Raw genomic sequence first — 25,287 nt, forward strand, 5'->3', positions numbered from 1 at the left:
GGAGCGGGGTTTCGCTTTCCAGTTCTCCGCTTTCGCGTTTCCCTTTCCGGCGGTTCCGACTCTATCAGATCCTTTCGGGCCTGATTCCCAGTCAGCGGGTTGCGTCTTCCCGGCTGTTGCGCCGTTCCGACGTCCCAAACCTTAGCGGATTCCGTAGGCAACTCATAATCGAGTCATTCGAAATCAATTTCGGCATGCCCAAATTGACCCCGGCCGGGAGTCGTGCTGAGTGTTGGTGCCGCATCCAAGCGGCGGGAGTGGCTGTCGCAGAACCGTTCCAGCTCCGTGACAACTCGAAGCACCTTACGGATCGGCTCAGGGCCTGTCAAACGAGGGCTTGCGCGGCAGCACGGCCCCGGCCCGGACCCGCCCGGTCCCACCGGCCCCGGGCCGTCAGTCCAGGTCCGTCAGCCGACCGCCGGCGTCCGGCTGGGCGTGTTCCACCCGGCGCAGGAGCCGGATCAGCATTTCCCCGAGCACACCCCGTTCCTCACCCGAGAGGTCCTGGAGCAGGTCCTCCTCGAAGGCCGACGCCATCCGCATCGCCTCCAGCCACTTCGTACGACCCTCGTCCGTCAGCTCGACGATGACGCGTACCCGATTGGTCTCGTCCCGGTCGCGGGTCACCAGGCCCTCGCCCGCCATGCGGTCGATGCGGTGGGTCATGGCGGCCGGGGTGAGACCGAGACGTTTGGCGAGTTCCCCCGGGCCCAGGCGGTAGGGGGCTCCGGAGACCACGAGGGTCTTGAGCACTTCCCACTCCGTGTTGCTGATGCCGAGGTCGGATACCTGGCGGCCGTAGGCGACGTTCATCCGGCGGTTCAGCCGGCCGAGGGCCGAGACGATCTGCTCGACCTGGGGGTCGAGGTCTCGGAACTCGCGCTGGTACGCGGCGATCTGCTCGTCGAGGCTCGGCTCCTGGAGACCCGGCGCGGCGGGTTTCGCGGGGGTGTCGGACATCGGGGCAGTATGCCACGCCCCACGTCGCGTTGAAGTCCTTGAATGTGTATTGTTGAGCCTCGAATTTTATCTTCGAAGTCTTCATCTTCAAGCTGTCGAGGCAGGTGAGTGTGACCAGGACGACGGGTACGGCGACGCGCGCGGCCATGCGCCGGATCCAGGCGGGGAACGCGCTGAGCGCGTTCGGGCTGGGGTTCACGGTTCCGTATCTCTATGTGTATGTGGCCCAGGTCCGGGGCCTGGGAGCGGGCACGGCGGGTGCCGTGCTCGCGGTGTTCGCGCTGGCGGCGCTGGTGGTGCTGCCCTTCACCGGGCGCGTCATCGACCGGCGCGGCCCGTTGCCCGTGCTCGTGGGCGGCGCGGTGGTGGCGGCCGTGGGAGCCCTCGCGATGGGCGTGGCGGAGAACGTACCGGCCGTCGTGCCGGCCGCCGCCCTGCTGGGGGCGGGGACCGCGGTCATGCAGCCGGCGCTCGCCACGATGATCGTGTGGTGCTCCGGAGCGGATTCCCGCACCCGCGCGTTCGCCACGCAGTTCTTCCTGTCCAACCTCGGGCTCGGCGTGGGCGGGCTGATCGGCGGACAGATCGTCGACGAGAGCCGGCCGGGGAGCTTCACCCTCCTCTTCTCCGTCGAGGCCGTGATGTTCCTCGTTCTCGCCGCCGTGGCGCTGACCGTACGGCTGCCGAGGCCGGCCCGTCTTACCGCCGCCGTTTCCCTGCCGGGCGCCGGAGACGGGGGCGGCGCGGCCGATGTCGGCGGCGGTGGCCGGGACGGGGGCGGTGGACTGCGGGCGCTGCTCGGTCATCGCGCGATGGTGCAGCTGTGCGGACTCGGGTTCGTGATGTTCTTCGCCTGCTACGGGCAGTTCGAGTCCGGGCTGGCCGCGTACGGGACCGAAGCCGCCGGCATCGACCCCGCGACGCTGGGCATCGCGCTGGCCGCCAATACGGCGGTGATCGTGATCGCGCAGTTCGCCGTCCTGCGGCTGGTCGAGCGCCGCCGGCGCAGCCGGGTGATCGCGCTGGTCGGACTGATCTGGACCGTCGCCTGGCTGCTGGCGGGGTACGCCGGGCTCGGGCCCGGGCTGGGCCTCGGCGGCCAGGACCTGGCGACGGTCGCGTTCGTCTCGACGTACGCCCTGTTCGGGCTGGGTGAGGCGATGCTGTCCCCGACCGTGGCGCCGCTGGTGGCGGACCTGGCGCCGCCGTCGATGATCGGGCGGTACAACTCGGTCTTCGCGCTGGTCAAACAGCTTGCCCTGGCGGTCGGGCCGGCGGTCGGCGGGCCGATGGGCGCGGCCCTGCACGGGCCGTACGTCGTGACGTTCGTGCTGTTCTCGCTGGGCGTCACCGTGCTGGCGCTGCGGCTGGGGCGGCGGCTCACGCCCGTACAGGACCAGCCGTTCCTCGCGGCGGGTTCGCGGGTCGTGGCGCGGCACCTGCCGGACCCGGACGCGACGAAGGCCGTTTCTCCATGAGGAACCGCTCGGCCGGCCCGCTCACTCCGGCAGGGCGAATTCGCACCACACCGCCTTGCCGCCGCCCGGCGTCCGGCGCGAGCCCCAGGACGAGGCGATCGAAGCGACGATCGAGATGCCCCGGCCCGCCTCGTCCGCCGGTTCCGCGCGGCGGCGGCGCGGCAGGTGGTCGTCGCCGTCGGTCACCTCGATGATCAGCCGGCGGTCGGTACGGCGGAGTCTGAGGAGCATGGGCGGGGTGCCGTGCTGGAGGGAGTTGGCGACCAGTTCGCTCGTGGCGAGCACCCCCAGGTCGCGCAGTTCCACCGGGAAGCGCCAGGAGGCCAGCACACCCGTGGCGAAGGCGCGGGCGCGCGGGGCGGCTTCGACGCCGCCGAGCAGGTCGAGCGCCGCGTTGTGGAAGAGCTCCGCGTCGGCTCCCGTACGGGCCGGGTGCTGGAGCACGAGCACCGCGACGTCGTCGTCGTGGTCGGCGGCGATGCCGAGGGAACGGAGCAGCCGGTCGCAGACGACCTGCGGCGTGCCCCGCGCGCCGGAGAGCGCGCGTTCCAGGGAGGCGACGCCTTCGTCGATGTCCTCGCCGCGGCGTTCGACCAGACCGTCCGTGTACAGGACGGCGGTGGAACCGGGCGGGAGGGGGATCGAGCCCGAGGTGTGCAGCCAGCCCCCGGTGCCGAGCGGCGGTCCCGTCGGCTCCTCGGCACGCCTGACCGTTCCGTCCTCGCTCCGTACGAGGATCGGCAGATGGCCGGCGGACGCGTAGACGAGCCGGCCCTCGTTGGGGTCGTGGACGGCGTAGACGCAGGTGGCGATCTGGTTGGGGTCGATCTCGGCGGCGAGTCCGTCCAGCAGTTGAAGGACCTCGTGCGGCGGCAGGTCGAGCCGGGCGTAGGCGCGGACGGCGGTGCGCAGCTGGCCCATGACGGCCGCGGCGCGGACGCCGCGGCCCATGACGTCGCCGATGACCAGGGCGGTACGTCCGGCTCCGAGCGTGATCACGTCGTACCAGTCGCCGCCGACGGCCGCGTCCGCGCCGCCCGGCTGGTACGTGGCGGCCACTCGCAGGTCGTCGGGCTGCTCCAGCTCCTGCGGGAGGAGGGAGCGCTGGAGGGTGACGGCGGTCTGGCGGTGCCGGCGTTCGCTGGTGCGCAGCCGTTCGGCGGCCTCGGCGTGGTCCGTGACGTCGGCGGCGAAGACGAGCACACCGCCGGTGCCCTGGCAGTCGACGGGGGTGCAGGTGATGGTGTACGAGCGTTCGCCGCGCGGGGCGGGCGGCCGCGGGTGGTGTCCGGCCCTGCGGTCACGATCCTGCTTGCGATCGCGATGGTGCTTGTGGTCCTCGTCCTGCTTGCGGGCGGCGGCCGGCCCGGGGGCCGGGTCCGGCTCCGGCTCCGGAACGCCGTCCGAGGACGACGTGACCGGCAGGCTCGACGTGGCCGTCTTGGCCGGCTTGCCGTCGGGGGACGCGTCGGCCGATTCCCGGCGGCCGCCCGGCTCGTGCGGCTGTGCCGGGGAGAGGACCTTGACCTTGCGGGACTTGACCGTACGGGGCCTGCCGCTGCGCAGCACCTGGTCCAGGAGCGGGAACAGGCCGAGTTCGGCCAGCTCGGGGCAGCACCGCGCCGCGGTGCCGCCGGTGGCTCGCGGTCCGAAGGCCGCCGCGTAGGCGTCGTTCACATACGCGATGCGGTGGTCCGGCCCGTACACGAGTGCGACAAGGGCGGGCAGGCCGTCGAACAGTTCGCGTACGGCGAGGGATTCCAGCGCCGGGACGTCCGGCTCGGGCTCCGGGTCCGGCTCGGGCCCGGTCCCGGGCTGCCGCTCGTACTCACCACGGGCCGCCGGCACGGCGCCGCGGCCCGTCCGCGCTGCGGCGCGGCGCTGTGTACCGGGGAGCCGGGCGCTCCAACGCGTGAAGTTCACGGATTCTCAGCCTCATGGTGTCGTGTCGCTGCGTGGGCGGCGTAGGCGGTACTGCGGTTCCGCGTACCGCGGGGCTTTTGCTGGTCGTTCGGAGGGGCCGGCGGATCACTCTGTGCAGGTAGGAGCCCACCTATGGTCACACGTCCGGTGAGGCCCGGCCCACGGGCGGGAGGCCGGTCGTACCCACGAGGCCGGAGCCGGGTCCGGTCGTACGTGCCGACCGGGCCCGAGCCTCACGTGTCGTCCGTGTCGTTCCTGTCCTTGGGACGTTCGCCGCCCGCGGCGAGCTCGAACTCGGCGCGCGGGTGTTCCAGTGAGCCGAGGGAAACGATCTCCCGTTTGAAGAGTCCGGAAAGAGTCCATTCCGCGAGGACTCGGGCCTTCCTGTTGAAGGTGGGAACGCGGCTGAGGTGGTAGACGCGATGCATCAGCCAGGCCGGATAGCCCTTGAGCTTACGGCCGTAGACATGCGCGACACCCTTGTGGAGGCCGAGCGACGCGACCGAACCCGCATAAGCGTGACGGTAGTCCCGGAGAGGTTCGCCGCGCAGGGAAGCCAGGATGTTTTCGGCCAGAACCTTTGCCTGCCGTACGGCGTGCTGCGCGTTGGGGGCGCACTCCTTGCCGGGTTCGTCCGAGGTCAGGTCGGGTACGGCCGCGGCGTCACCGGCCGCCCAGGCGTGCTCGACGCCTTCGACGCCGAGCCGAGCCGTACAGCGCAGCCGGCCGCGCGCGTCGCGGGGCAGATCGGTGGCGGCGAGGACGGGGTGCGGTTTGACGCCCGCGGTCCACACGATCGTACGGGTCGGGAAGCGGGCGCCGTCGCTCAGGACCGCCACCCGGTCCTCGCAGGAGTCGAGGCGCGTGTCGAGCCGTACGTCGATGTTGCGGGCGCGCAGCTCGCGCACGGTGTACCGGCCCATCTCCTCGCCGACCTCGGGCAGGATCCGTCCGGTGGCCTCGACGAGGATCCACTTCATGTCCTCGGGCTTGACGTTGTGGTAGTACCGCGTGGCGTAGCGGGCCATGTCCTCCAGCTCGGCCAGCGCCTCGACACCCGCGTAGCCGCCGCCCACGAAGACGAAGGTCAGGGCGGCGTCCCGGACCGCGGGGTCACGGGTGGAGGAGGCGATGTCCATCTGCTCGATGACGTGGTTGCGCAGGCCGATGGCCTCTTCGACGCTCTTGAAGCCGATGCCGTGGTCGGCCAGGCCGGGGACCGGCAGCGTACGGGAGACGGAGCCCGGCGCCAGCACCAGCTCGTCGTAGCGAAGTTCGACGGTGCCCGCGCCCTCCGCCTCGGAGCCGAGGGTCCTGAGGGTGGCGGTGCGGCGCGCGTGGTCGATGGCGGTGGCCTCGCCGATGAGGACGGTGCACCCGGGGAGCACGCGACGGAGGGGGACCACGACGTGGCGGGGCGAGATGTTCCCGGCGGCCGCCTCGGGGAGGAACGGCTGGTACGTCATATAGGGGTCGGGTGAGACGACGACGATCTCCGCTTCATCCTGTGCGCCGTGCTGCCCCGGCCGACCGTGTTCTCTGCCCCCCTTGTCCCCGCTCCTGCTCTTCCTCCCCTTGGCTTTGAGCTTCCGCTGGAGGTGCAGGGCGGTGTACATCCCGACGTAGCCGCCGCCGACGACGAGAACGCGTGCTCCGGACGCTGGTGCGGGGGTCGTCCCCTCGGAGATCTCAGCCTTCACCATCCCATGAGGCAACGGGCCCCGGTGTTTGTCCACAGGCACGACAGATTGTGTGACCGGAGGCCGCGGCGGGCGGCGGGCGGGGAAGGGCCCGGGGCTGCCGGCAGGGGTGCAGGTCAGCGGGGCGGGCGGGGGCGGGCACCGGGGGCGGAAAGGCGTCTCGCCGGTCTTGCTCCGATCAGGGGGCGCTATGTGCGGAACTACCCTCTTCTGAATTGCCCCGGGCTCAACTATGTTCGTATGTCGTCGGAGTGTCCAGCCTCCGACCGGTCCGGCAGCGTGCTGCCAGGACTCAGGGCGGGGAGTCTCCGGGGGGAGACATCATGTACCGGGGGAACAATGACACGCATTCAGGATTTACAGGGCCAGGCCGTTGTCGGCGCGGTGAGCGCGTCCGGCGCCGGGCGGACGGGCGGCGGGGGGACCGGAGTCGGCGGGGCCGGGGCCGCTGTCGGCCGGTCGGCACCGCTGCGCGTGGACGCGCAGCGCAATCTGGAGCATGTTCTGCGGGCCGCCCGTGAGGTGTTCGGCGAGCTCGGATACGGGGCGCCGATGGAGGACGTGGCGCGGCGGGCCCGGGTCGGGGTCGGCACGGTCTACCGGCGCTTCCCGAGCAAGGACGTGCTGGTCCGGCGCATAGCCGAGGAGGAGACGTCCCGGCTCACGGACCAGGCGCGGACGGCCCTGGGCCAGGAGGACGAGCCGTGGCCGGCACTCTCCAGGTTCCTGCGTACGTCGGTGGCGTCGGGCGCGGGCCGGCTGCTTCCTCCGCAGGTGCTGCGGGTGGGCGTGGACGGCGAGGACACGGCGGAGACCGCCGGGCCCTCGGCGGGCGGGGTGCGCGACGTGCCCGAGGAGGCGCGGGTGCCGCAGCAGCGGCAGGCCGGTCAGCCCGATCTGCGCGTGGTCGGCCGAGGGAGCCCGGACGCGCCGGCGGATGACCCGGGCGCGGTGGAACTGCTGGACGTCGTGGGCCAGTTGGTGGACCGGGCGCGGCAGGCGGGTGAGCTGCGGGGCGATGTGACCGTGGCGGACATCCTGCTGGTGATAGCCACGGCCGCGCCCTCGCTGCCGGACGCGGCGCAGCAGGCGGCGGCCTCGGCGCGGCTGCTCGACATCCTGCTGGAGGGACTGCGGCCCCGGCCCGCGTGAGCCGTGCTCGTCGGACCGGTCGGCCCGCGTGAGCGGTGGGGGCGCCCCCCGCGGCGAGGGGGGCGCCGTCGAACTGACTGGCAGATGAACGGCGTTGACCATTCCCCGGAAGGGTGAAGGTCAAAGCTCCTTCTCCGGAAACGTCCCCGGACGAGTGGTTGCGGGCTCGAAGGGCTGGGCCGCGCGACGCACTGTGGCACGCTGACCCGATGTTGGGGTCAAAGCGCGCGTGAAGTGTGCGCGGGTGCGTTACGGGGGCTTCCGCGATGAGCGGTGACGGACGGGACGAATCGCTCGGTGGCGGCGGGAACGCCCGGAGGGCGCCGGACCGGCAGGTGCCGGACCAGGGCGGACGGGGACGAGGAAGCGGGACCCCGGGCGCAGGCGCGGGCGGGGGCGACGCCGGGGCCGGGGCCGGGGCCGGCTCCCGGGCGGAAGACGGCTCATGGGCGACGGACGCCTCACGGGCCGTCGGACTTCCGCCGTCGGACGGCGAGTTGGTGCAGCGGATGCGCGACGGCGACGACAGCGCGTACGCGGAACTGTTCCGTCGGCACTCGAACGCCGTGCGCCGGTACGCCCGTACCTGCTGCCGGGACGCGCATACCGCCGACGACCTGACGGCAGAGGTCTTCGCCCGCACGTTACAGGCCGTACGGGGCGGTGCGGGGCCCGAGCAGGCGGTGCGGGCGTATCTGCTGACGACCGTACGGCGGGTGGCCGCGAGCTGGACGAGGTCCGCCCGGCGGGAGCAGTTGGTCGAGGACTTCGCGGTGTTCGCCGCGCAGTCCGGCCGCGCCTGTGAGGTGTCCGAGGAGGAGACGACGGACCTGGGTGCCGACGTGCTCGCGATGCGCGAGGCCGAACGCTCGATGGCGGTGCGGGCGTTCCGGAGCCTGCCCGAGCGCTGGCAGGCGGTGCTCTGGCACACGACGGTCGAGAAGGAGTCGCCGAGCGAGGTCGCGCCGCTGTTCGGGCTGTCCGCCAACGCCACAGCCGTCCTGGCCGGCCGGGCGCGCGAGGGGCTCAAGCAGGCATATCTGCAGGCGCATGTGAGTGCCGCCCTCACCTCGGGGGGCGACTGCGCCCGGTACGCCGACCGGCTCGGGGCGTATGCCCGGGGCGGCCTGCGGACACGCGCCGAGCGCGGGCTGCGCAAGCATCTGGCGGAGTGCGCGAAGTGCCGCCTCGCGGCGGGGGAGCTGGCCCAGGTCAACAGCGCCATCCCGGCGCTGCTGCCGGTCGCGGTGATCGGCTGGTTCGCCGCCGGTTTCTCGCTCAAGGCCGCGGGAGCCGTGGCGGGCGGTGTCGCGGGAGCGGCGGGAGCGGGTGCGGCCGCCGCGGCGACGGGAGCCAGCGGTGCGGTGGCAGGGGCTTCGGGCGCGGGCGGTGCGGCCGTGGCCACGGGGGCGGGCGGGGCAGCGGGAGCGGGCGGCGGCGCGTCCGCCGGGGCCGGAACGGGTGGGGCCGGTGGAGCCGGTGGAGCCGGTGGGGGTGCTTCCGGCGGAGGGCAGGGTGGCGCCGCCGTGTCGGAGGGGATCGGTGCCCCGCTGAAGGCGGGGATCGCCGGGCTGCTGGCGGTCGCGGCGACCGCCGGGCTCGTCTACGCGCTGGTCAGGGACGCCGAGCAAGCCGCGCCACCGAAGGCGAGGCCGCCGGTCGCGCAGCCCGTCGTCCCGCGCTCCCCCGTGCCCGCGCGGCCCGAGTCGGCCGAACCGGCCGCGCCCCGGCCCGCGCCGAGTCAGGTGCCTCCGGCCTCTCCGACCCCTCCGCCGACGAATCCCGCCCCCTCCACCGCCCCGAAGCCGGCGCCGCCCGACGCCCCGGTGGCCGCGCCGGCTCCACCTCCGAAGGCGTCACCGCCCGCCGGTGCGCCGCCGGCGCGGCCACCGGTGTCCCCGGCCCCCGGGCCGACGGTCCCGCCCACCCCCGCGCCCGGCTCCCCGCCGAGCCCGGAGCCACCGCCGCCCGCGTCGGCCGAGTACCGGCTGAGCCTGCTGGCGTACGCCGTCCTCGGCGACGGCACCGAACCGGAGGTGCGGCCGGACGGCGGCGGCCGGCTCCGGCAGCGTGTCGGCGTGTCGGTCGGCGGCGTCCGCATCGGCCACGGCGCGACCGTGCGGGCCGGGTCGTCCGTCACCGTCGGCCTCGACCGCCCCCGCGCCGCGTACACGGCCTCGGTCGCGGTGGACGACCCGACGTCGGCGCCGCGTCAGCCCGGGTCCACCCGGTAGCGGGGCGTCCTGGCGCGGTCAGCCGCACGGCGCCGGATCGGCCCCGTAGTGGGCCTGCCCGGTCGGTTCGGCAACGCCGCGGATGGCCGTGCCGGGGCGGCGAGCGGAGCGAGCCCGGGCTGACGCGGCACCAGGCACCGGTTCCGCGCGCTTCTCCGTGTACCGCGCTTCTCCGTGTACGGGGACGGCGGGCGGTTGTGGCGGGCGCCCGTCCCGCGCTCCCGTCGCCCGCGGCCGCGTTCACCCGTGCAGCGACGGCCTCGGCACCACTCCGCCCGCCACCGCGCGCTGCCTCGGCGCCGCCGTCCCCGTCCAGCAGGTGCCGCGCCGCGCCAGCAGCCGCCGCAGCCACAGCTCCGTGGAGACCAGGTCCGCGATCCCGTCCAGCGGGACCGGTTCGCCCTCCGCCGCCGCGCGCAGCGCCTTGCGTACGACACGGGCCTCCACCAGGCCCGCGTCCGCCAGCAGCGGCGCGTCGAAGAGGGTGATCAGCGCGCCGACGGCCGCCCGCAGGCCCGTGTGGGCCGCCGCGGCCTCGCTCGGCCGGGACGTGGCGCCCCAGCCCGGCGGCAGGTCGTGGATACCGGCTCCGGCGAGCACGGTGCGCAGGATCTCCGCGCGGGCGCCCGGCTGGACCCGCAGCGCCTCGGGGAGCTCACGGCAGGCCCGTACGACCTGGTTGTCCAGGAAGGGGGCGTGCAGGCGCTGGCTGCGGATCTCCGCGGCCTGTTCGAAGACCCGGTGGTCGGCGGCGTGGCGGGCCAGCGCGGCGCGGGCGCGCGCCTCGCCGGGGCGCTGGACGGAGGTCGGCCGGGTCGCCGCGCCCGTCAGCCGAACCGAAACTTCGGCGAGCGCCTCACCCGTCAGCCAGCGCGCGGCGGGCCCGGGTCTCGACCAGGTCATGGCGGCCAGCGAAGCGCCCAGCGGGCCGTTCGCGGCGGCGGACAGCGGAGCCCTGTTGGCCTCGGGCAGCCGGGCGGCGGCCTCTTCGAGGCCGGAGCGGTACGGCGTACGGGCCAGGCGCCGGGCGGCCCGGTAGACGGTCAGCGGGATGAACACCGAGGCCGGCGAGGGTCTTTCGGCCCGGGCGAGCGCGGTGACCGGCTGCAACAGGTGGCGTCTGCGCCGGTCGAGCAGCAGATCGGCCAGGCGCGCGGGGTGCGCGTCGAGCACTTCACGCGCACCCCCGCCGGTGAAGTGGTCGGCGCTGCCCGCGGCGAGCCGGCGGCGGTGCCGTTCGGCGGTGACCAGGGACGGCCCCGGCTCGTCGGTGAGCGGTCCCTCCAGTTCGGCGTACGGGAGCGCCTCGTCGCCCGCCGGGACGACGACATGGTGCAGCCGGGGGTTGGCGGCCATGACGCGGGCCCGTTCCAGTTCGGCCTCGTCGTGTCCGGCGGAGGACAGGTCGTTGAAGGTGACGGCGAGCAGCCGTTCCCCGGCGCCCGTGCCGTGCCCGAGGACGGTGCCGGGCGCGCCGGGCAGCCCGGCGGCCAGCAGCGCGAGGGTGGCGGACGCGCTGCCGCCGGACAGGTCCGCGCCGATGCCGGGCACCGGCGCCCCGCGCGCCGCCCGCCGGTCGGCGGGGCCCATGCCGGGAACGGGCCCGGGGTCGGGCGGCAGGGTCGTCTCGGGCGCGTGCCGGGGCGCCAGGAGCCTGGCCCGTACGGCGTCGACGAGCGCGTCCCGTACGCCCTCGACCGCCAGGTCCGGGTCCCGCTGGGGGCCCGCGACGGCGAGCGAGGCGACCGGTTCGTAGCCGGTGATCTCGCGCGAGCCCTCGCGCAGGACCAGCGCGTGGCCCGGCGGGATGCGCTTCACGCCCTCGTACGGGGTGGAGTCGCGCAGCGCCTCCGGGGTCTCGGGGCAGGCCAGCAGCGCCGCCAGGTGCCCGATGTCGAGCTGGGCCTCTATCAGGTCGGCCAGGGGCAGGGCGGCCGTCGCGTACGCCGTGCCGTTCGCCCAGGGCGTGTAGAAGACGGGCCGGGCGCCGGCCAGGTCACCGACGACGGTGACCCGCCGGCCGATCTGGGCGACCGCCGTGTAGCTGCCCGGCCAGGCGGTCAGATGGCGCAGCGCCCCGCCGCGCGCCGCGAACAGGCCGACCCGCAGCTCCTCGTCACCGGCCCCGCACGAGCCGAGCACGGCGAGCCGGGTGAACGGGTCGACCGTCACGACCCGTACCTCGTCGGGCCGCCAGTCGCCGACGGCCCACAGCGGGTCCGGGTCGCCCCACAGGAGCTGGGAACCGACCGGGTGCACCGTGCCGCCGCCGTCGCCGATGTCGTCCACCGGGCCGACCGATCCGGCCGTCCCGAAGCGCGCGGCGATACTGCTCCACCCCACCAACCAGCGCATCGCCGCCTCCACGTTCGCGCGTCCACAGCCTGTGGACGAGGCCGTGCGTCGCGTCACCGATACCGCCGCGGCCGCGGCGTCCACCGGTGCCGGCGCGTCCACCGCGTCGACCGGTCCGGCCACGTCCGCCGCTTCGACCGAACCGCCGCGTACGACGATCCCGCCGTGTCCGCCGCGTACGACGATGCCGTCGTGTCGTCGCGCCTGCCCCGTCCGTCATGTCATCCTCGGCTGCCGGGCCGGACCCGAGCCCGTACCGGAGCCGTTCGGGAACATGCTGCCATGACAACAGCGCACAGGAGGGGCTACGGAAGCGCGGGTGACGAGAGGAATGCGCCCCTGGCATTCGCCACATGGCGAAGAAATGACCCTCGGCCGATGGGCATGATTCGGCCAATCTCCGTGCCGCGCACGGCGCTTCGACGCCGGCGCGCGCTCGGTCCGGAAGGCGCGGCACGCCTCCCGGACCGATCCGCCGCCCGCGGGGATTGGGGCGGCGGTATCCCCCAGCCCACTGGTTCCAGTACGCAGTGGGCCGACCCACGCAGGTCTCATGGAAGCGCCCCCTCTTGATCCAGGTGAAGAGCGCACGGCCGGGCGCACGGCCACACAGGCGGAGCACGGGGCCCCGATAAGGGCCCCGCAGCCCCGCGACGCCCCCCGGGGACACGGACAACAATCCCGCCATACGGAAGTCCGCCCCTTAACGGTCGGGATGTGTCGAACTACGCTGGGTTTACGAATGCCGCGCGCCTATGCCGCGGACGCGGCGGCCGTCTGTGTCGAGGGGTGGCGCATGTCCAGGGAGCAACGCGGGCCGAACGAAAAACTCGGCACTGTTCTCGCCCTCGCGGGAATCAGCAACGCCGGCCTCGCCCGGAGGGTCAACGACCTCGGCGCCCAGCGCGGTCTGACCCTTCGTTACGACAAGACGTCGGTGGCCCGCTGGGTGTCCAAGGGGATGGTGCCGCAGGGGGCGGCGCCGCATCTGATCGCGTCCGCGATCGGGGCGAAACTGGGACGCCCCGTCCCGCTTCATGAGATCGGCCTCGCCGACGCGGATCCGGCCCCCGAGGTCGGGCTGGCCTTCCCGCGTGACGTCGGGGCGGCGGTGCACGCGGCGACGGAGCTGTACCGGCTGGACCTCGCGGGCCGGCGCGCGGGCAGCGGGGGCATCTGGCAGTCGCTGGCCGGATCTTTCGCAGTGAGCGCTTACGCCACTCCCGCCTCTCGCTGGCTGATAACCCCCGCCGACTCCTCGGTGGCCCGGGACGCGGCCGTCGCGGAGGCGGCGCAGGGAGCGCACGGCGGAGGCGCCGGGGGCAGCGGGGGCGGACCGGGCGCGGACGGCGCCGGTCCGGGCGGCGCGGGGAGCGCGGGAGGCGCGCAGGGGGAGATATCCGCGCTGCGCGTGGGCCACAGCGATGTCGCCAAGCTGCGGGAGGCCGCGTCCGACGCCCGCCGCTGGGACTCCAAGTACGGCGGCGGGGACTGGCGTTCGTCCATGGTGCCGGAGTGCCTGCGGGTGGACGCCGCGCCGTTGCTCCTCGGGGCGTACAGCGACGAGGTGGGCCGGGGCCTGTTCGGAGCGACGGCCGAACTGACCCGGCTGGCGGGCTGGATGGCCTTCGACACCGGCCAGCAGGAGGCCGCGCAGCGCTACTACATCCAGGCCCTGCGCCTGGCCCGGGCCGCCGCCGACGTACCGCTGGGCGGCTACGTGCTCGCCTCGATGGCGCTCCAGGCGATCTACCGCGGCTTCGCGGACGAGGGCGTGGACCTGGCGCAGGCGGCGCTGGAGCGCAACCGGGGCCTGGCCACGGCGCGCACGATGAGCTTCTTCCGGCTGGTGGAGGCGCGCGCGCACGCGAAGGCGGGCGACGCGGTGGCGGCCGGGGCGGCCCTGAAGGCGGCCGAGGGCTGGCTGGAGCGCTCGCGGGACGGCGACGCGGACCCGGCGTGGCTGGGCTTCTACTCGTACGACCGCTTCGCGGCGGACGCGGCCGAGTGCTACCGCGACCTGAAGGCACCGCGCCAGGTGCGGCAGTTCACGGAGCAGGCGCTGTCCCGGCCGACGGAGGAGTTCGTGCGCTCGCACGGCCTGCGCCTGGTCGTCAGCGCGGTGGCCGAGCTGGAGTCGGGCAATCTCGACGCGGCCTGCGCGGCGGGCACGCGCGCGGTGGAGGTCGCCGGGCGGATCTCGTCGGCGCGGACGACCGAGTACGTACGGGACCTGCTGCACCGCCTGGAGCCGTACGGGGACGAGCCGCGCGTGGTCGAACTGCGCGAGCGGGCGCGCCCGCTGCTGGTGGCACCGGCGTAACGGGCGGGCCGCACCGGCCCATCCGGCGGTGCCGGGGGCACGCGACCGTCGGCACCGGGTCGTGCCCGGCCGTGCCCGGGGCCGCCCGGTCGACGGCTGAGGCGCGACGGCCGCGGCGCCACGGCTGTGACGTCAGGACCGCGGCGCGACGGCCGCGATGCCACGGCTACGGCGCCACGGCTCCGGCCGCGTCGGGCCGCGCTCGATCGGCCACCGCCCGGTCGCCACGCGGCCACCGCCCGGCCGCCGAACGAGCCCCGGCGGTCCGGCTCCCCCGTTTTCCTGTCGAACCGGCGCGCTCACGGGTTTAAGCGCGTTGTCAGCGGGCCAGTGCACTATCGGGGTGGGAGGTGACGGCGATGGGCGGACGCGCCGGGTTCGACTGCGACGTGCTGGTGATCGGTGCCGGGATCATCGGCCTGTCGACGGCGTACGCGATCACCCGTGCCGCCCCCGGGACCCGGATCGTGGTGCTGGAGAAGGAGCACGGGCCCGCGCGGCACCAGACGGGCCGCAACAGCGGAGTGATCCACAGCGGGGTGTATTACCGGCCCGGCTCGCTCAAGGCGCGGTACGCGGTGCGCGGCGGTGCCGAGATGGTCAAGTTCTGCGCCGAGTACGGCATCGCGCACGAGACCACGGGCAAGCTCATCGTCGCCACGCGGCGGGACGAGCTGCCCCGGCTGCACGCCCTGGTCCAGCGCGGCCGGGAGAACGGGATCCCGGTGCGCGAGCTGGGCCCCGCGCAGATCACCGATTACGAGCCGCAGGTGCGCGGCCTCGCGGCCATCCACGTCGGCACGACCGGTGTGTGCGACTTCACGGCGGTCGCGCGCCGGCTCGCGGAGTCGGCGGAGGCGTCGGGCGCGTCCGTGCGGTACGGCGCGGAGGTCGCGGCCGTCGACCGCCGCCCCTGGGGCGTCGCGGTCCGTACGGCGACGGGCCAGGTGGTCCGGGCCCGGGCGCTGGTGAACTGCGCGGGGTTGCACTGCGACCGGGTGGCGCGGCTGGCGGGCGACGAGCCGGAGATGCGGATCGTGCCGTTCCGCGGTGAGTACTACGAACTGGCCCGGCCCGGTCTCGTTCGGGGGCTGGTCTATCCGGTGCCGGACCCGGCCTTCCCGTTCCTCGGGGTGCATCTGACCCGAGGCGTCGACGGACAGGTCCACGTGGGGCCGAACGCGGTTCCGGCGCTGGCCCGGGAGGGGTACGCCTGGTCCGACGTACGCCCGGCCGAGCTGGCCGGGACGCTCGGCTGGCCGGGCGCCTGGCGGATAGCCCGCAGGCACTGGCGGTACGGGGCGGGCGAGCTGCACCGCTCCCTCTCGAAGCACGCCTTCGCCACGGCGGTGCGGCGGCTGCTGCCCGCGGTCGAGGACGGGGACCTGCGGCCGACGGAGGCCGGCGTACGCGCCCAGGCCGTGCTGCGGGACGGCACCCTGGCCGACGATTTCCTGATCGCCCGGCGCCCGCGCACGATCCACGTCCTGAACGCCCCGTCGCCCGCGGCCACCGCGTCCCTGCCCATCGGGCGCGAGGTGGCCCGCCGGACACTGGAGCTGCTGACCGCGGGCTGAGGAGGGCGACGACCGGAGGAGAACGGGAGAAAGCAGGAGAAGGCAGAAGGAAGCGGGAGAAAAAGGGGAAAACAGGGGGCGGCCCGGTCTCCGTAGAATCGGAAGCACTGTGGCCGAGCACGAGAAGACCGAGATGACTGACATGGCCGAGACGGCCCAGCCGACCGAGAACGGCCGGCCGACCGGTGCGGCGCCCAGCGCCGGTGACCGGATGATGAGCCGGATGTTCCCGGACGGGTCCGGGCCCGCCGCCGATCCCGCCGGGTCGCACTTCGAGCGGCGCATCCGCAGTTTCCAGCCGCGCCGCAGCCGGGTCACCGCGGGCCAGGGCGATGCGCTGCGGCGGCTGTGGCCGGTGTGGGGCCTGGACATCGACGGGCAGCGGGTACTGGACCTGGACGAGATGTTCGGGGGGCTGCCGGTCGTCCTGGAGATCGGCTTCGGGATGGGCGAGGCCACCGCGCGGATGGCCGCCGACGACCCCGGCACCGGCATCCTCGCCGTCGACGTTCACACGCCGGGCCAGGGCAACCTGCTGGGTCTCGCCGAGCGCGCCGGGCTCACCAACGTACGCGTGGCGAACGGGGACGCGATCATCTTGCTCCGGGAGATGGTGCCGTCCGCGTCCCTCGACGGACTGCGGATCTACTTCCCCGACCCGTGGCCCAAGAAGCGGCACCACAAGCGGCGGCTGATCCAGCGGGAGTTCCTCACGCTGGCGGCGGGAGCGCTCAAGCCCGGTGCCGTACTGCACTGCGCGACCGACTGGGAGCCGTACGCCGAGCAGATGCTCGCGGAGCTCACGGCACACCCGGCCTTCGAGAACACCGCGCCCGGTGGCGGCTACGCGCCACGGCCCGCGTACCGTCCGCTGACCCGGTTCGAGGGGCAGGGCCTGGAGAAGGGGCATGTCGTGCACGACCTGCTGTTCCGCCGGGCCGAGGAGCCACTCGCGGAGTGACCGGGACCCGTTGGCGGCGGACGCGTGACCCCGGGCGTGCGCCTCTGGCGGGGCCCCGGGGCGGCGGCCCCAGGTGTGACCGAAGGTAATGGCGCTGGTCCGTCCTCACGATGTCGGTCGTCACGATGTCGGTCGTCACGATGTCGGTCGTCGTCGTTAGGGTCGTCAGGTGTCAGAACCACATCCTCAACCCCCCGGCCCCACCGGTCCGCACGGCCGCCCGGAGATGCCCGTGTACGAGCGGCAGCTCCGGGACGGTGACCTGTGGGCCGCGGTGCCGGCCCCGGGCCGCGGGCGCTACCGGCCGCGCCGCGCGTTCTGGCGGCACGGAGCGTTCCGGGCCGCCGCCGTGTTCACGTTGCTGGCTCTCTGCGGGCTGCTGATCCTGGCGCTCGTGCGCGACGAGACCGGCACGCGCGGCTTCGTCGTGGGCCTCGGTCTGGCGGTCCTGCCGGTGCCGCTCCTCCTGGCGGCCTTCCGCTGGCTGGACCGGGTCGAGCCGGGCCCCTGGGCGAACCTGTGGTTCTCCTTCTCCTGGGGCGCCTGCGCGGCGGCCCTGATCTCGATCATCGCGAACTCCTTCGCGACGGAGTGGATCGCCACCGCCACCGCCGACCCGGCGAGCGCCGAATCACTCGGCGCCACGGTGATAGCGCCGGTCGTGGAGGAGAGCGCCAAGGCGGCCGGGGTCCTGCTCGTCTTCCTCTTCCGCAGGCGCGACTTCACCGGGCTCGTGGACGGCGTCGTGATCGCGGGCTTCACCGCCACCGGCTTCGCCTTCACCGAGAACGTGCTGTATCTCGGCAACGCCTTCGGCGAGGACGAGAACATGGGCCGCTCGGGCCTCGCCTCCGTCACGGTCGCGACCTTCTTCGTGCGGGTCGTCATGTCCCCGTTCGCACACCCGCTGTTCACCGTGCTCACCGGCATCGGATTCGGGCTGGCGGCAGCGGCCGCCGGGCGCCGCAGGGTCCGCCGGGTCGTCCTGCCGCTGCTGGGTCTGGCGCTCGCCATGGGCATGCACGCCCTGTGGAACGGCTCGACGGGCCTCTTCGGACCGTTCGGCTTCTACATCGTCTACGGAGCCTTCATGGCACCGGTGTTCGCGCTGCTGACCTGGTTGTCGATATGGACCCGGCAGCGCGAGCTGCGCACGATAGCGGCCGAGTTGCCCGCGTACGCCGCCGCCGGCTGGCTCGCCCCCGCCGCGGCGCACGCGCTCTCCTCGATGCGGGCACGCACGATGGCACGTGACTTCGCGAGGCGGACGTACGGCGCGGCGGCGGCACGCTCGGTCGGGGAGTACGAGGCGTTCGCGACCTCACTGGCCTTCCTGCGCCACCGGGCCCACCGAGGCTCGGCGGAGCCGGACTTCGTGGCGCGCGAGCAGGAACTGCTCCACCACCTGTGGCAGCGCAGGGAGACGGCCGGGCCCGCGCTCACGTATGCGGCACGGGCCACGGGCCGGATGGCCGTACCGCCGCAGTACGTCGACTACGAGGACTACAACCCCTACCGCCAGTAGCGGTGGGGGCCGGTGACGACTGGATGGCTGACCGCCGACTCCCGACTGCCGACGGACGGCACCGAGGACCGAGGACCGAGCACCGGCGACCGACAGCAGATGGCCACGCGCCGGAGGGCCGGTCCGCGGTGTGCGGCCGGCCCTCCGGGGCGGGGACGTTGCTGTGGATCAGGGGGATCCGAGGATCACGAGGCCCCGGGGATCACGGGGTCCCGAGGATCACGGAGATCCGGGGATTACGAGGATCAAGGAGTGACGCCCTTGCTCTGGAGCCAGGCCATCGGGTCGATGCCCGAGCCGCCTGCCGTGTGCACTTCGAGGTGCAGGTGCGCGCCGGTGACGTTCCCGGTCGCGCCGACCCGGCCGATGACCTCGCCCGCGGTGACCTTCTGGCCGGCGCTGACGGTCATCGAGGACTGGTGGGCGTACCAGATCTCCGTGCCGTCGTCGAGCTCCAGGACCGTCCGGTAGCCGTACGAGCCGGACCAGCCGGCCGACTTGATCGTGCCGCCGTGGACCGCCTTGACCGGCGTACCGGTCGGGGCGGCGAAGTCCAGGCCGGTGTGGTAGCCGGAGGACCACAGGGAGCCGGACTCACCGTAGGTGGAGGTCAGTGTGTACGAGGAGGTCGGCAGCGAGAAGCTGGCGGCCAGCTTGGCCAGGCGCTCGGCCTCCGCCTTCGCCCTGGCCTCCTCCTCGGCCTTCTTCTTCGCCTCGGCGGCTTCCTTCTCGGCCTGCGACTGCTGCTTGGCGGCGTCCGAGGCGGCCTTCTTGGCCGCCGCCGTCTCCGCGGCCGCCAGCCGCGCCGCCTCGGCCGCGGACTGCTGCTGCTCGGCCTGCTGGAGGATACGGGCGCGCAGCGCCTCGCCGGCGTCGGCGGTGCCCTGCTCCGCGTCCTCCGCGGTGAGCCCGGCGGTGGTGAGCGGCGCGCTCGCGAGGAGTTCGGTCTCGGAGTCGTCCGTCGCCAGCGAGCTCATGCCCGGCAGGGAGGAGGCGTCCGGAAGATTGTCCGCGATGGCGTCGGGCAGGGATATGGAGACCGCGGGCTTGTCCTGCGCGGTGGCGATGCCACCCGCGCCGACGGCGGCGATGACGCCGACGCCGAGGACGGTGGAGCTGCGGGCCAGCCCGTTGCGCTTGCTGGTCACGCGGTGCCTGCCGCGGACGGGACGAATGGATTCCGCGGTGGGATTCCACTCCCCCCACGTCGCCTCCGACTCCCTCGTCGCGTCCGTCGCCGCGAAGGAGTGGGTTTCGATGGTGGCCGCGGGGGCAGGCTTGTTGGACGCCACTGGGGCGTGCTCCTTTCCTTCCTTCTCGCCTACCGGGTTAGCTGACGGGTTCGGAGCAGGAAGGTCTCCTACGGGCGCTTCGGCCGCCAGGGCGGCAAAAGACGTCCGATTCACCCCATGTGGTGGTTCCCCGGTTCCCTTGCGGGATTCGGCGCCGCGCACGGCGTCGTCTCTGGCGACGACTGGGACGACCGCGCTGCGTTATCGAACGTTAATAGACGTCGGGGCCTTATTCCAAGCTGTTCCGAGTGATCGTTAACAACTTCGCAACGGACGCACCAGCGCATACGCGGGCACAACAGGGCGAGTTGACCGCTTTTCGGGGGCGACAACAAACCTGACGGTATGTCAACTGTTATGCGGAGGGAGATCTTTCGATTACGTACGGTGCCCATGGGCGCCCGAGGGCGACTACCGGCGGCCGACGGTGCCCGGCGGTGCCCGGATACGGCTGGCTGCCCGCGGCCCCCCGCACGGTCCGACGGCGCCTCGCGATGCCCGTCGGTGTCCGGCGGACCGGCCGGATCGTCACGGCGCCCCCGCCCGTCCGGTCCCCGCGGGCCGTCACGGCACGATCGGTATGGTCCGGCGGCGCTCCGGGGCTCCCTCGGGGGGCCTGGTGACCGCCAGCAGCGCCATGTCGTCCTGGCTGCCGCCGCCCGTGTGCACCCGCACGTCGTCGATCAGCGCCTGGAGCATTTCGTCGGGCCCCTGGAAGACCCGCCCGTCCAGCCGCTCGCTGGGGACGTAGAACACCCCCTGGGGGTTCCGCGCCTCGGAGAGGCCGTCCGTGTAGAAGAGCAGCGTCGCGCCGGGCGGGTACGCGGCCTGCTCGATCCGGTCCGGCCACCCGCCCAGCTCGCTCATCCCGAGCGGCAGCGAGGTGTCGCAGGGTGCCAGGGTCCGTACCGCGCCGTCGCCGTTCACGAGCAGCGGCTCCGGATGTCCCCGGTTCACCAGCCGGACGACGGTGCCGTCGGGCGGGATCTCGGCGAGGACGGCCGTCGTGAAGCCCTCGACGGCGTCCAGCCCCTCCCGTCGCAGCATCTCGCGGGTCAGCGAGTGCTCCAGCCGGCGCGCGACCCCCTCCAGCGACGTCTCCTGCTCGGCGGCCTCCCGGAAGGCTCCGATGACGACGGCCACGGCCTCGACCGCCACCAGTCCCTTCCCCCGTACGTCACCGACCACCAGCCGCACCCCGTACGGCGTCTCCTGCACGGCGAACAGGTCACCGCCGATGAACGCGCCCTCCTGTGCCGCCTCGTACCGCGCGGCGACCCGCAGCCCGCCGATCCGCTCGGCGGGCCGGGGCAGCACGGCGCGCTGCGCGGTCTCGGCGATGATGCGGGCGGAGGCGAGGCGCTGACCGCTGCGGCGCACGACACCGTTGATGTACAGCGCGAGGCCGGCGACCACCAGGACGGTCAGCAGTTCACTGATCGACTCCACCTTGTAGGCGGATCCGACGTAGAGATGCAGTCCCAGTTCGGAGAGCAGCGCGGCGACGGCCACCATCAGGGTGCCGCGCAGCGAGTAGAACGGGGCGGCGATGAGCGGTGCCGCGGCGAAGAGGGGTGAGGCGGTGATACGGGACGGGGTGAGGTAGTCGAAGAGCAGCCCCGCGACGATGACGAGGGCGGGCAGGTAGCGCACGAGCCGGCGCCCGGCGGCGGCGCCCCGGCGAGGCCTCCGAGCATGACCGCCGCGTCCGCTGCCGGGGTTGTCACCACGACCGCCGCCGAAACCGCCGCCGAGACCACTGAGGTGGTGTCCGCCGAGACCGCCGCGGTCGCCGCCCGCGCCTGAGCCCGAGTGGGTGCCCGATCCGGCTCCCGCCCCCGAGCCGGCTCCTGACCCGGTCCGCCCTGCCTGCCCGCGCGGCCCGCGCCCGGCGCGGCTCTCGTCGGGGCACGCGTCGGCCCCCCGCCCGCCCCCGGCGTTCGCACCGCCGTCACGGCCGGCGCGTTCTCGCAGCTTCGTCAGCATCCCCACGAAAGGTCTCCTGCCGGTCCGCCTGCGGCTGCGGACGGTACCGCGCCCTGCCTATCCAGGCTGACCGCTGTTCGCCCGAGCGGCGACTCGCCGTCCGCCGAGTGGGCGAAGCGTCCAATACGTGGACAACGGGGCGGTCGGAAGACGACGGATGGAGCGATCGGCCGGTCGAGGCCGCGGCGGTCGGCGCACCCGGGCGGGGGCGGTGCGCGCCCGGACAACGGCGAAGGCCCGGATCCTCGGAGGATCCGGGCCTTCGCCCTACTAGTAGCGGGGACAGGATTTGAACCTGCGACCTCTGGGTTATGAGCCCAGCGAGCTACCGAGCTGCTCCACCCCGCGTCGGTGAACACAACTCTACGCCATCCTGAGCAAGCTCATGACCACATCCCGCCGCGGGCTGACGAAAACCACCACGGGCCGGCGTCAGGCCGCCTCGACCACATCGGCCCGGACGGCGGCGGCCCACTCGACCAGCAGGCGCTGATAGTGCTCCTGCTCGGCAGGCGAGAGCGCACCGCCGGCCCGGCCCCACAGGGCCCGGATCTCCGCGTTGACCACAGCGGCGGAGCGAACGGCGGCAGCGGCGGCAGCAGCAGCAGCAGCAGCGGCGGCACCACCGTCAGTGGCGGCGTCGTCGGCACGGTCGGTCACACGGTCGTCTGAGGAAGCGGGTGAGGATGCGGACATGGGTACTAGGCTACGGCCCGCCACTGACAATGGGCAGAGCGTGTCCCGTAATCCAACACCGGGAGTGGGACCGATGGTTGATCCCTTGACGACCATGGAAACCATCGTGTGCGACATCGGCGAGACACTCGTCCGCGACGACCGTCAGTGGGCTTCGTGGGCCGACTGGCTGGGGGTCCCCCGGCACACCGTTTCCGCGCTCGTCGGCGCCGCCACCGTACGGAACCACGACGCCGGCGACGCGCTGCGGCTCCTCCGGCCGGGCCTGGACCTGGACGAGGCGTACCGGGCCCGGGAGGCGGCCGGGCACGGCGAGCACCTGGACGAGAGCGACCTCTACCCGGACGTACGGTCCGCCCTGGCCGACGTCCGCGCGCTCGGCGTCCGGGTGGTCCTGGCGGGCAACCAGACCCACCGGGCCGGTGAACTGCTGCGCGGCCTCGGCCTGCCCGCCGATCTCGTGGCGACCTCGGCCGAATGGGGTGTGGCCAAGCCCTCGCCCCAGTTCTTCGCGCGCGTCATCGAGGTGGCCGGGACGGCGCCCGAGCGGACGGTGTACGTCGGTGACCACCCCGCGTACGACCTCTTCCCGGCGCGGGCGGCGGGCCTGCGGACGGCGCATCTGCGGCGCGGGCCGTGGGGCTACCTGTGGGCGGACGCCCCCGAGGTCGTGGCGGCGGCGGACTGGCGGATCGACGGCCTGGCGCAACTGACGGCGATCGCGGGCGGCGGCACCGGGAACACACCGGGCGAGCCGGACGCCGGCGGCTGAACCGCCTCCGGGAACGCCGCTCGAACGCTCACACGCCCGCGTCGTACTCGTGCGGCGCCCCGCCCTGCCACTCCACCCAGCGGGGATCGTCCAGCAGCTCCCACGCGTCCGGCAGCCCCGCCTGGCGCAGAAATTCGATCAGATGGTCGTCCGAATGGGCGAGCCCCATGATCCGCCCCCGTACCGTGACCCTCCTGCCGCCCGTCCTGGACGGCCGGTGAACGACGATCGGAGCCTCACCCATAGGCCCCAGGGTGCGACGTTCCGGACCGGTCCGCAGTTCCGGACGGTCCGCGGCTCCCGACGGTCCGCGGCTCCCGACGGCCCGCGGTGCCCGACGGTCCAGGACCTGTCCGGCTGTCACACCCCCACCCTGCGGTGCGATGGTCACACTCCGGCGCGGTGCCCGCGCCGATGCTGGGTAACCTCCGGTACATGAGCGAGCGCATCGGCACATGGCCTCCCGAGGTGGAGCCGGTCACGGCTCCCGAGCCGGAGGACGGCCCGCAGATCACGTACGCGGAGTGCCGCAAGTGCGGTACGCAGATCGCCGGCCTCGACGGCCGTTACAGCTGCGGGGTCTGCGGCTGGGTCAACCACCACTCCGAGGGCCACCGCCCCCTGCCCACCGCCGCCGAGGATCCGGACATGCAGAACCGCCTGGCCTGACCACCGGGCCCGACGGCCCTGGCGGCCCCGGCGGCCGACGTCCTGCCGACGGCCCGCCGACGTCCCGCCGGCCGAGCGGCCCCACCCGCCCGTGCGGACACCCCGCCCCGGGCGCACACCGCCCCGTGCGGCGCCATCCGCCCGCCGCGGATCCGCCCGGCCGTGCGGATCCACCCGACCGGGTGAGAACAGCCCGGACCGGCCCACACCCGTCACTCCATGGCATAGAACTCGTCCGTCCCCACAAGACGAGGTTGGACGCCATGGCGCTCATCTGCCCCCACTGCAAGGCCGCCGACGCGATCGCCTACGTGGAGAACGAGGACGGCCAGACCCTCTTCCCGTGCCTCTTCTGCGACCGCCCGCCGAGCCCCGGCCCGGTGCTCTCGACCGCCCGGGTGACCGCGCGGTGTTCCACCGCCGGGTGCGGCGGGATGGTCGAGGACCGCTACCGGTACGGCCCGGCCGGCCGCGTGCTCGCCGCGACCCGCAGAGCGTGCCGCGGCTGCGGATCCGCCAGGACGGGGCCGGCCGCCCGCACCCCCCACGCGGGAAACCGCACGCTCCCCTATCCCCGCCTGTGACACGCCCCGCCGGCGCACCGGCCACGCCCGCCGACGCGGCCGAGATCCCGAGGTGCCGGGCGGCTTCAGGCGGCGAAGCCACCGTCCACGGCGATGGCGGCGCCCGTGATGTACCGGCCGCCCGCACCGGCGAGGTGGGCCACGGTCGCGGCGACGTCCGACGGCTGCCCGTAGCGGCCGAGCGCGGTGAAACCCTGCTGCGTCTCGGCGCCCGGGCCGTCGGAGGGGTTCATGTCGGTCTCGATGGGCCCGGGGTGGATCAGGTTGGCCGTGATGCCCCTCGGACCCAGCTCACGCGCGAGCGCCTTCGTCAGGCCCGTCAGGGCGGTCTTGCTCGTCGCGTACAGGGAACCCCCGGGGAACGCGACGCGCTCGGCCATGCAACTGCCGATGTTGATGATCCGCCCTCCCTCGGTCATGTGCCGGAGCGCGGCCTGGGACGCGATGAACGGCGCCCGCACGTTGACGTTCAGCACGCGGTCGACGTCCGCCGGCGACAGGTCCTCGACGGGGCCGAGCACACCGACCCCCGCGTTGTTGACGAGAATGTCGAGCCGGCCGAACTCGGCTGCGGCCCGATCCACCGCGTCGCGCACCGCCGCCGGATCCGCGCAGTCGGCGCTGACGGCCCAGGCGCGGCGGCCCAGAGCCTTGATCCGGTCCACCACGGAGGCCGCGCGCTCGACACCGTGCTGACAGGTCAGCGCGACATCGGCGCCGTCCTCGGCCAGCCTCAGCGCGACCGCCTCGCCGATGCCCCGGCTGCCACCGGTCACGAATGCCACCTTGCCCTCAAGCACCGCGGTCATGTTCGCCCATCCCTCTGTCGTGTTCGCGGACATGCCGATGCTCGTACGTCCGGGGCGAGGAGTCTGGCGGCATTTCGACCTCACGTTCGGTTCCCACGCCCGGCCGGGGAGGCACACGCCGGTGGGGCGGGACGCGGCAGGCCGGTCGCGTCGGGTGAGCGCCGGCTCACGGCCGCACGAGAGCGTCCAGGTTCTTGTGGCCGATGCCCGGCCGGCTGAGCGAGAGCCAGCCGTGGCCGCGCACACGAGTGGCGGCACCGATCGCCCGGGGATCGACGGACAGCCGTCCGG

General features: G+C 73.8%; 19 protein-coding genes, 1 tRNA gene and 1 riboswitch. Of the genes, 10 read left to right on the plus strand and 10 right to left on the minus strand.

The features are described from left to right. Positions 1–393: 393 nt before the first annotated feature. Positions 394–960, minus strand: coding sequence for a MarR family winged helix-turn-helix transcriptional regulator (locus IG02_RS0108750; protein WP_030743886.1), 567 nt, complete (start codon positions 958–960; stop codon positions 394–396). A gap of 146 nt (positions 961–1,106) precedes the next feature. Between IG02_RS0108750 and IG02_RS0108755 the strand changes: the two genes are divergently transcribed. After that, positions 1,107–2,438, plus strand: coding sequence for an MFS transporter (locus IG02_RS0108755; RefSeq protein WP_051764708.1), 1,332 nt, complete (start codon positions 1,107–1,109; stop codon positions 2,436–2,438). 21 nt (positions 2,439–2,459) lie between these two features. On the opposite strand, the gene IG02_RS0108760 is transcribed toward IG02_RS0108755, so the two are convergent. Beyond that, the gene (locus IG02_RS0108760; RefSeq protein WP_030743888.1) at positions 2,460–4,361 is read right to left on the minus strand and encodes an ATP-binding SpoIIE family protein phosphatase; all 1,902 of its coding nucleotides are present in this window, start codon (positions 4,359–4,361) and stop codon (positions 2,460–2,462) included. Positions 4,362–4,594: 233 nt separating this feature from the next. Then, a complete protein-coding gene (locus IG02_RS0108765) occupies positions 4,595–6,064 on the minus strand; it encodes an NAD(P)/FAD-dependent oxidoreductase (protein WP_051764709.1) in 1,470 nt (489 codons plus the stop codon). Positions 6,065–6,400: 336 nt separating this feature from the next. Between IG02_RS0108765 and IG02_RS0108770 the strand changes: the two genes are divergently transcribed. Together IG02_RS0108770 and IG02_RS36100 are read left to right on the plus strand one after the other, a co-directional pair. Then, a complete protein-coding gene (locus IG02_RS0108770) occupies positions 6,401–7,213 on the plus strand; it encodes a TetR/AcrR family transcriptional regulator (RefSeq protein WP_030743891.1) in 813 nt (270 codons plus the stop codon). A gap of 266 nt (positions 7,214–7,479) precedes the next feature. Further along, entirely contained in the window at positions 7,480–9,447 is a 1,968-nt protein-coding gene (locus IG02_RS36100) for a sigma-70 family RNA polymerase sigma factor (RefSeq protein WP_051764712.1), read from the plus strand. Positions 9,448–9,687: 240 nt separating this feature from the next. Here IG02_RS36100 and IG02_RS0108785 read toward each other — a convergent pair whose 3' ends face one another. Next, on the minus strand, positions 9,688–11,802 hold the full coding sequence (locus IG02_RS0108785) for an asparagine synthase-related protein (protein WP_030743895.1): 2,115 nt from the start codon (positions 11,800–11,802) through the stop codon (positions 9,688–9,690). A 796-nt stretch (positions 11,803–12,598) separates the two neighbouring features. On the opposite strand from IG02_RS0108785, the gene IG02_RS0108790 reads away from it, so the two are divergent. The 4 genes from IG02_RS0108790 (at position 12,599) to IG02_RS0108805 (ending at position 18,188) form a co-directional block, all read left to right on the plus strand. After that, entirely contained in the window at positions 12,599–14,125 is a 1,527-nt protein-coding gene (locus IG02_RS0108790; RefSeq protein ID WP_030743897.1) for a hypothetical protein, read from the plus strand. Positions 14,126–14,484: 359 nt separating this feature from the next. Continuing rightward, positions 14,485–15,702 carry an L-2-hydroxyglutarate oxidase gene (gene lhgO / locus IG02_RS0108795; protein ID WP_030743899.1) on the plus strand — a complete coding sequence of 406 codons (1,218 nt, stop codon included), beginning with the start codon at positions 14,485–14,487 and terminating at the stop codon, positions 15,700–15,702. A gap of 211 nt (positions 15,703–15,913) precedes the next feature. Beyond that, complete coding sequence (gene trmB / locus IG02_RS0108800) at positions 15,914–16,663, plus strand: tRNA (guanosine(46)-N7)-methyltransferase TrmB (RefSeq protein ID WP_234314688.1); 750 nt, start codon at positions 15,914–15,916, stop codon at positions 16,661–16,663. 226 nt (positions 16,664–16,889) lie between these two features. After that, positions 16,890–18,188 carry a PrsW family intramembrane metalloprotease gene (locus IG02_RS0108805; RefSeq protein WP_051764714.1) on the plus strand — a complete coding sequence of 433 codons (1,299 nt, stop codon included), beginning with the start codon at positions 16,890–16,892 and terminating at the stop codon, positions 18,186–18,188. Positions 18,189–18,433: 245 nt separating this feature from the next. On the opposite strand, the gene IG02_RS0108810 is transcribed toward IG02_RS0108805, so the two are convergent. The 4 genes from IG02_RS0108810 to IG02_RS43605 form a co-directional block, all read right to left on the minus strand. Then, positions 18,434–19,480: a M23 family metallopeptidase gene (locus IG02_RS0108810; protein ID WP_030743905.1), complete on the minus strand. Its 1,047-nt coding sequence runs from the start codon at positions 19,478–19,480 to the stop codon at positions 18,434–18,436. 11 nt (positions 19,481–19,491) lie between these two features. Further along, a riboswitch (cyclic di-AMP (ydaO/yuaA leader) is annotated at positions 19,492–19,644 on the minus strand. 400 nt (positions 19,645–20,044) lie between these two features. Continuing rightward, positions 20,045–21,133, minus strand: a complete 1,089-nt coding sequence (locus tag IG02_RS0108815) for a PP2C family protein-serine/threonine phosphatase (RefSeq protein ID WP_051764715.1) — start codon at positions 21,131–21,133, stop codon at positions 20,045–20,047. A 607-nt stretch (positions 21,134–21,740) separates the two neighbouring features. Beyond that, a tRNA-Met gene (locus IG02_RS0108820) sits at positions 21,741–21,814 on the minus strand. Positions 21,815–21,898: 84 nt separating this feature from the next. Beyond that, a complete protein-coding gene (locus IG02_RS43605) occupies positions 21,899–22,162 on the minus strand; it encodes a hypothetical protein (protein WP_324604724.1) in 264 nt (87 codons plus the stop codon). 94 nt (positions 22,163–22,256) lie between these two features. Between IG02_RS43605 and IG02_RS0108830 the strand changes: the two genes are divergently transcribed. Next, positions 22,257–22,934: an HAD family hydrolase gene (locus tag IG02_RS0108830; RefSeq protein ID WP_030743912.1), complete on the plus strand. Its 678-nt coding sequence runs from the start codon at positions 22,257–22,259 to the stop codon at positions 22,932–22,934. Between the two features lie 28 nt (positions 22,935–22,962). Here IG02_RS0108830 and IG02_RS0108835 read toward each other — a convergent pair whose 3' ends face one another. Next, positions 22,963–23,178, minus strand: coding sequence for a hypothetical protein (locus tag IG02_RS0108835; protein ID WP_030743914.1), 216 nt, complete (start codon positions 23,176–23,178; stop codon positions 22,963–22,965). Positions 23,179–23,369: 191 nt separating this feature from the next. Between IG02_RS0108835 and IG02_RS0108840 the strand changes: the two genes are divergently transcribed. Next, complete coding sequence (locus tag IG02_RS0108840) at positions 23,370–23,603, plus strand: hypothetical protein (protein ID WP_037802667.1); 234 nt, start codon at positions 23,370–23,372, stop codon at positions 23,601–23,603. A gap of 263 nt (positions 23,604–23,866) precedes the next feature. Then, positions 23,867–24,187: a hypothetical protein gene (locus IG02_RS0108845; RefSeq protein WP_051764717.1), complete on the plus strand. Its 321-nt coding sequence runs from the start codon at positions 23,867–23,869 to the stop codon at positions 24,185–24,187. Between the two features lie 65 nt (positions 24,188–24,252). Here the strand turns inward: IG02_RS0108845 and IG02_RS0108850 are convergent, their stop codons facing one another. Then, positions 24,253–24,996 carry an SDR family NAD(P)-dependent oxidoreductase gene (locus IG02_RS0108850; protein ID WP_030743923.1) on the minus strand — a complete coding sequence of 248 codons (744 nt, stop codon included), beginning with the start codon at positions 24,994–24,996 and terminating at the stop codon, positions 24,253–24,255. Positions 24,997–25,287: the final 291 nt, after the last annotated feature.

The sequence above is a fragment of the Streptomyces sp. NRRL F-5135 genome (genome assembly GCF_000719775.1).
GTDB lineage: Bacteria > Actinomycetota > Actinomycetes > Streptomycetales > Streptomycetaceae > Streptomyces > Streptomyces hebeiensis.

Coding starts and splice junctions, on each gene's coding strand:
- IG02_RS0108750 (WP_030743886.1), bottom strand. CDS start 960: ATGTCCGACACCCCCGCGAAACCCGCCGCGCCGGGTCTCCAGGAGCCG.
- IG02_RS0108755 (WP_051764708.1), top strand. CDS start 1,107: ATGCGCCGGATCCAGGCGGGGAACGCGCTGAGCGCGTTCGGGCTGGGG.
- IG02_RS0108765 (WP_051764709.1), bottom strand. CDS start 6,064: ATGGTGAAGGCTGAGATCTCCGAGGGGACGACCCCCGCACCAGCGTCC.
- IG02_RS0108770 (WP_030743891.1), top strand. CDS start 6,401: ATGACACGCATTCAGGATTTACAGGGCCAGGCCGTTGTCGGCGCGGTG.
- IG02_RS36100 (WP_051764712.1), top strand. CDS start 7,480: ATGAGCGGTGACGGACGGGACGAATCGCTCGGTGGCGGCGGGAACGCC.
- IG02_RS0108785 (WP_030743895.1), bottom strand. CDS start 11,802: ATGCGCTGGTTGGTGGGGTGGAGCAGTATCGCCGCGCGCTTCGGGACG.
- IG02_RS0108790 (WP_030743897.1), top strand. CDS start 12,599: ATGTCCAGGGAGCAACGCGGGCCGAACGAAAAACTCGGCACTGTTCTC.
- lhgO (WP_030743899.1), top strand. CDS start 14,485: ATGGGCGGACGCGCCGGGTTCGACTGCGACGTGCTGGTGATCGGTGCC.
- trmB (WP_234314688.1), top strand. CDS start 15,914: ATGATGAGCCGGATGTTCCCGGACGGGTCCGGGCCCGCCGCCGATCCC.
- IG02_RS0108805 (WP_051764714.1), top strand. CDS start 16,890: ATGCCCGTGTACGAGCGGCAGCTCCGGGACGGTGACCTGTGGGCCGCG.
- IG02_RS43605 (WP_324604724.1), bottom strand. CDS start 22,162: ATGTCCGCATCCTCACCCGCTTCCTCAGACGACCGTGTGACCGACCGT.
- IG02_RS0108830 (WP_030743912.1), top strand. CDS start 22,257: ATGGAAACCATCGTGTGCGACATCGGCGAGACACTCGTCCGCGACGAC.
- IG02_RS0108835 (WP_030743914.1), bottom strand. CDS start 23,178: ATGGGTGAGGCTCCGATCGTCGTTCACCGGCCGTCCAGGACGGGCGGC.
- IG02_RS0108840 (WP_037802667.1), top strand. CDS start 23,370: ATGAGCGAGCGCATCGGCACATGGCCTCCCGAGGTGGAGCCGGTCACG.
- IG02_RS0108845 (WP_051764717.1), top strand. CDS start 23,867: ATGGCGCTCATCTGCCCCCACTGCAAGGCCGCCGACGCGATCGCCTAC.
- IG02_RS0108850 (WP_030743923.1), bottom strand. CDS start 24,996: ATGACCGCGGTGCTTGAGGGCAAGGTGGCATTCGTGACCGGTGGCAGC.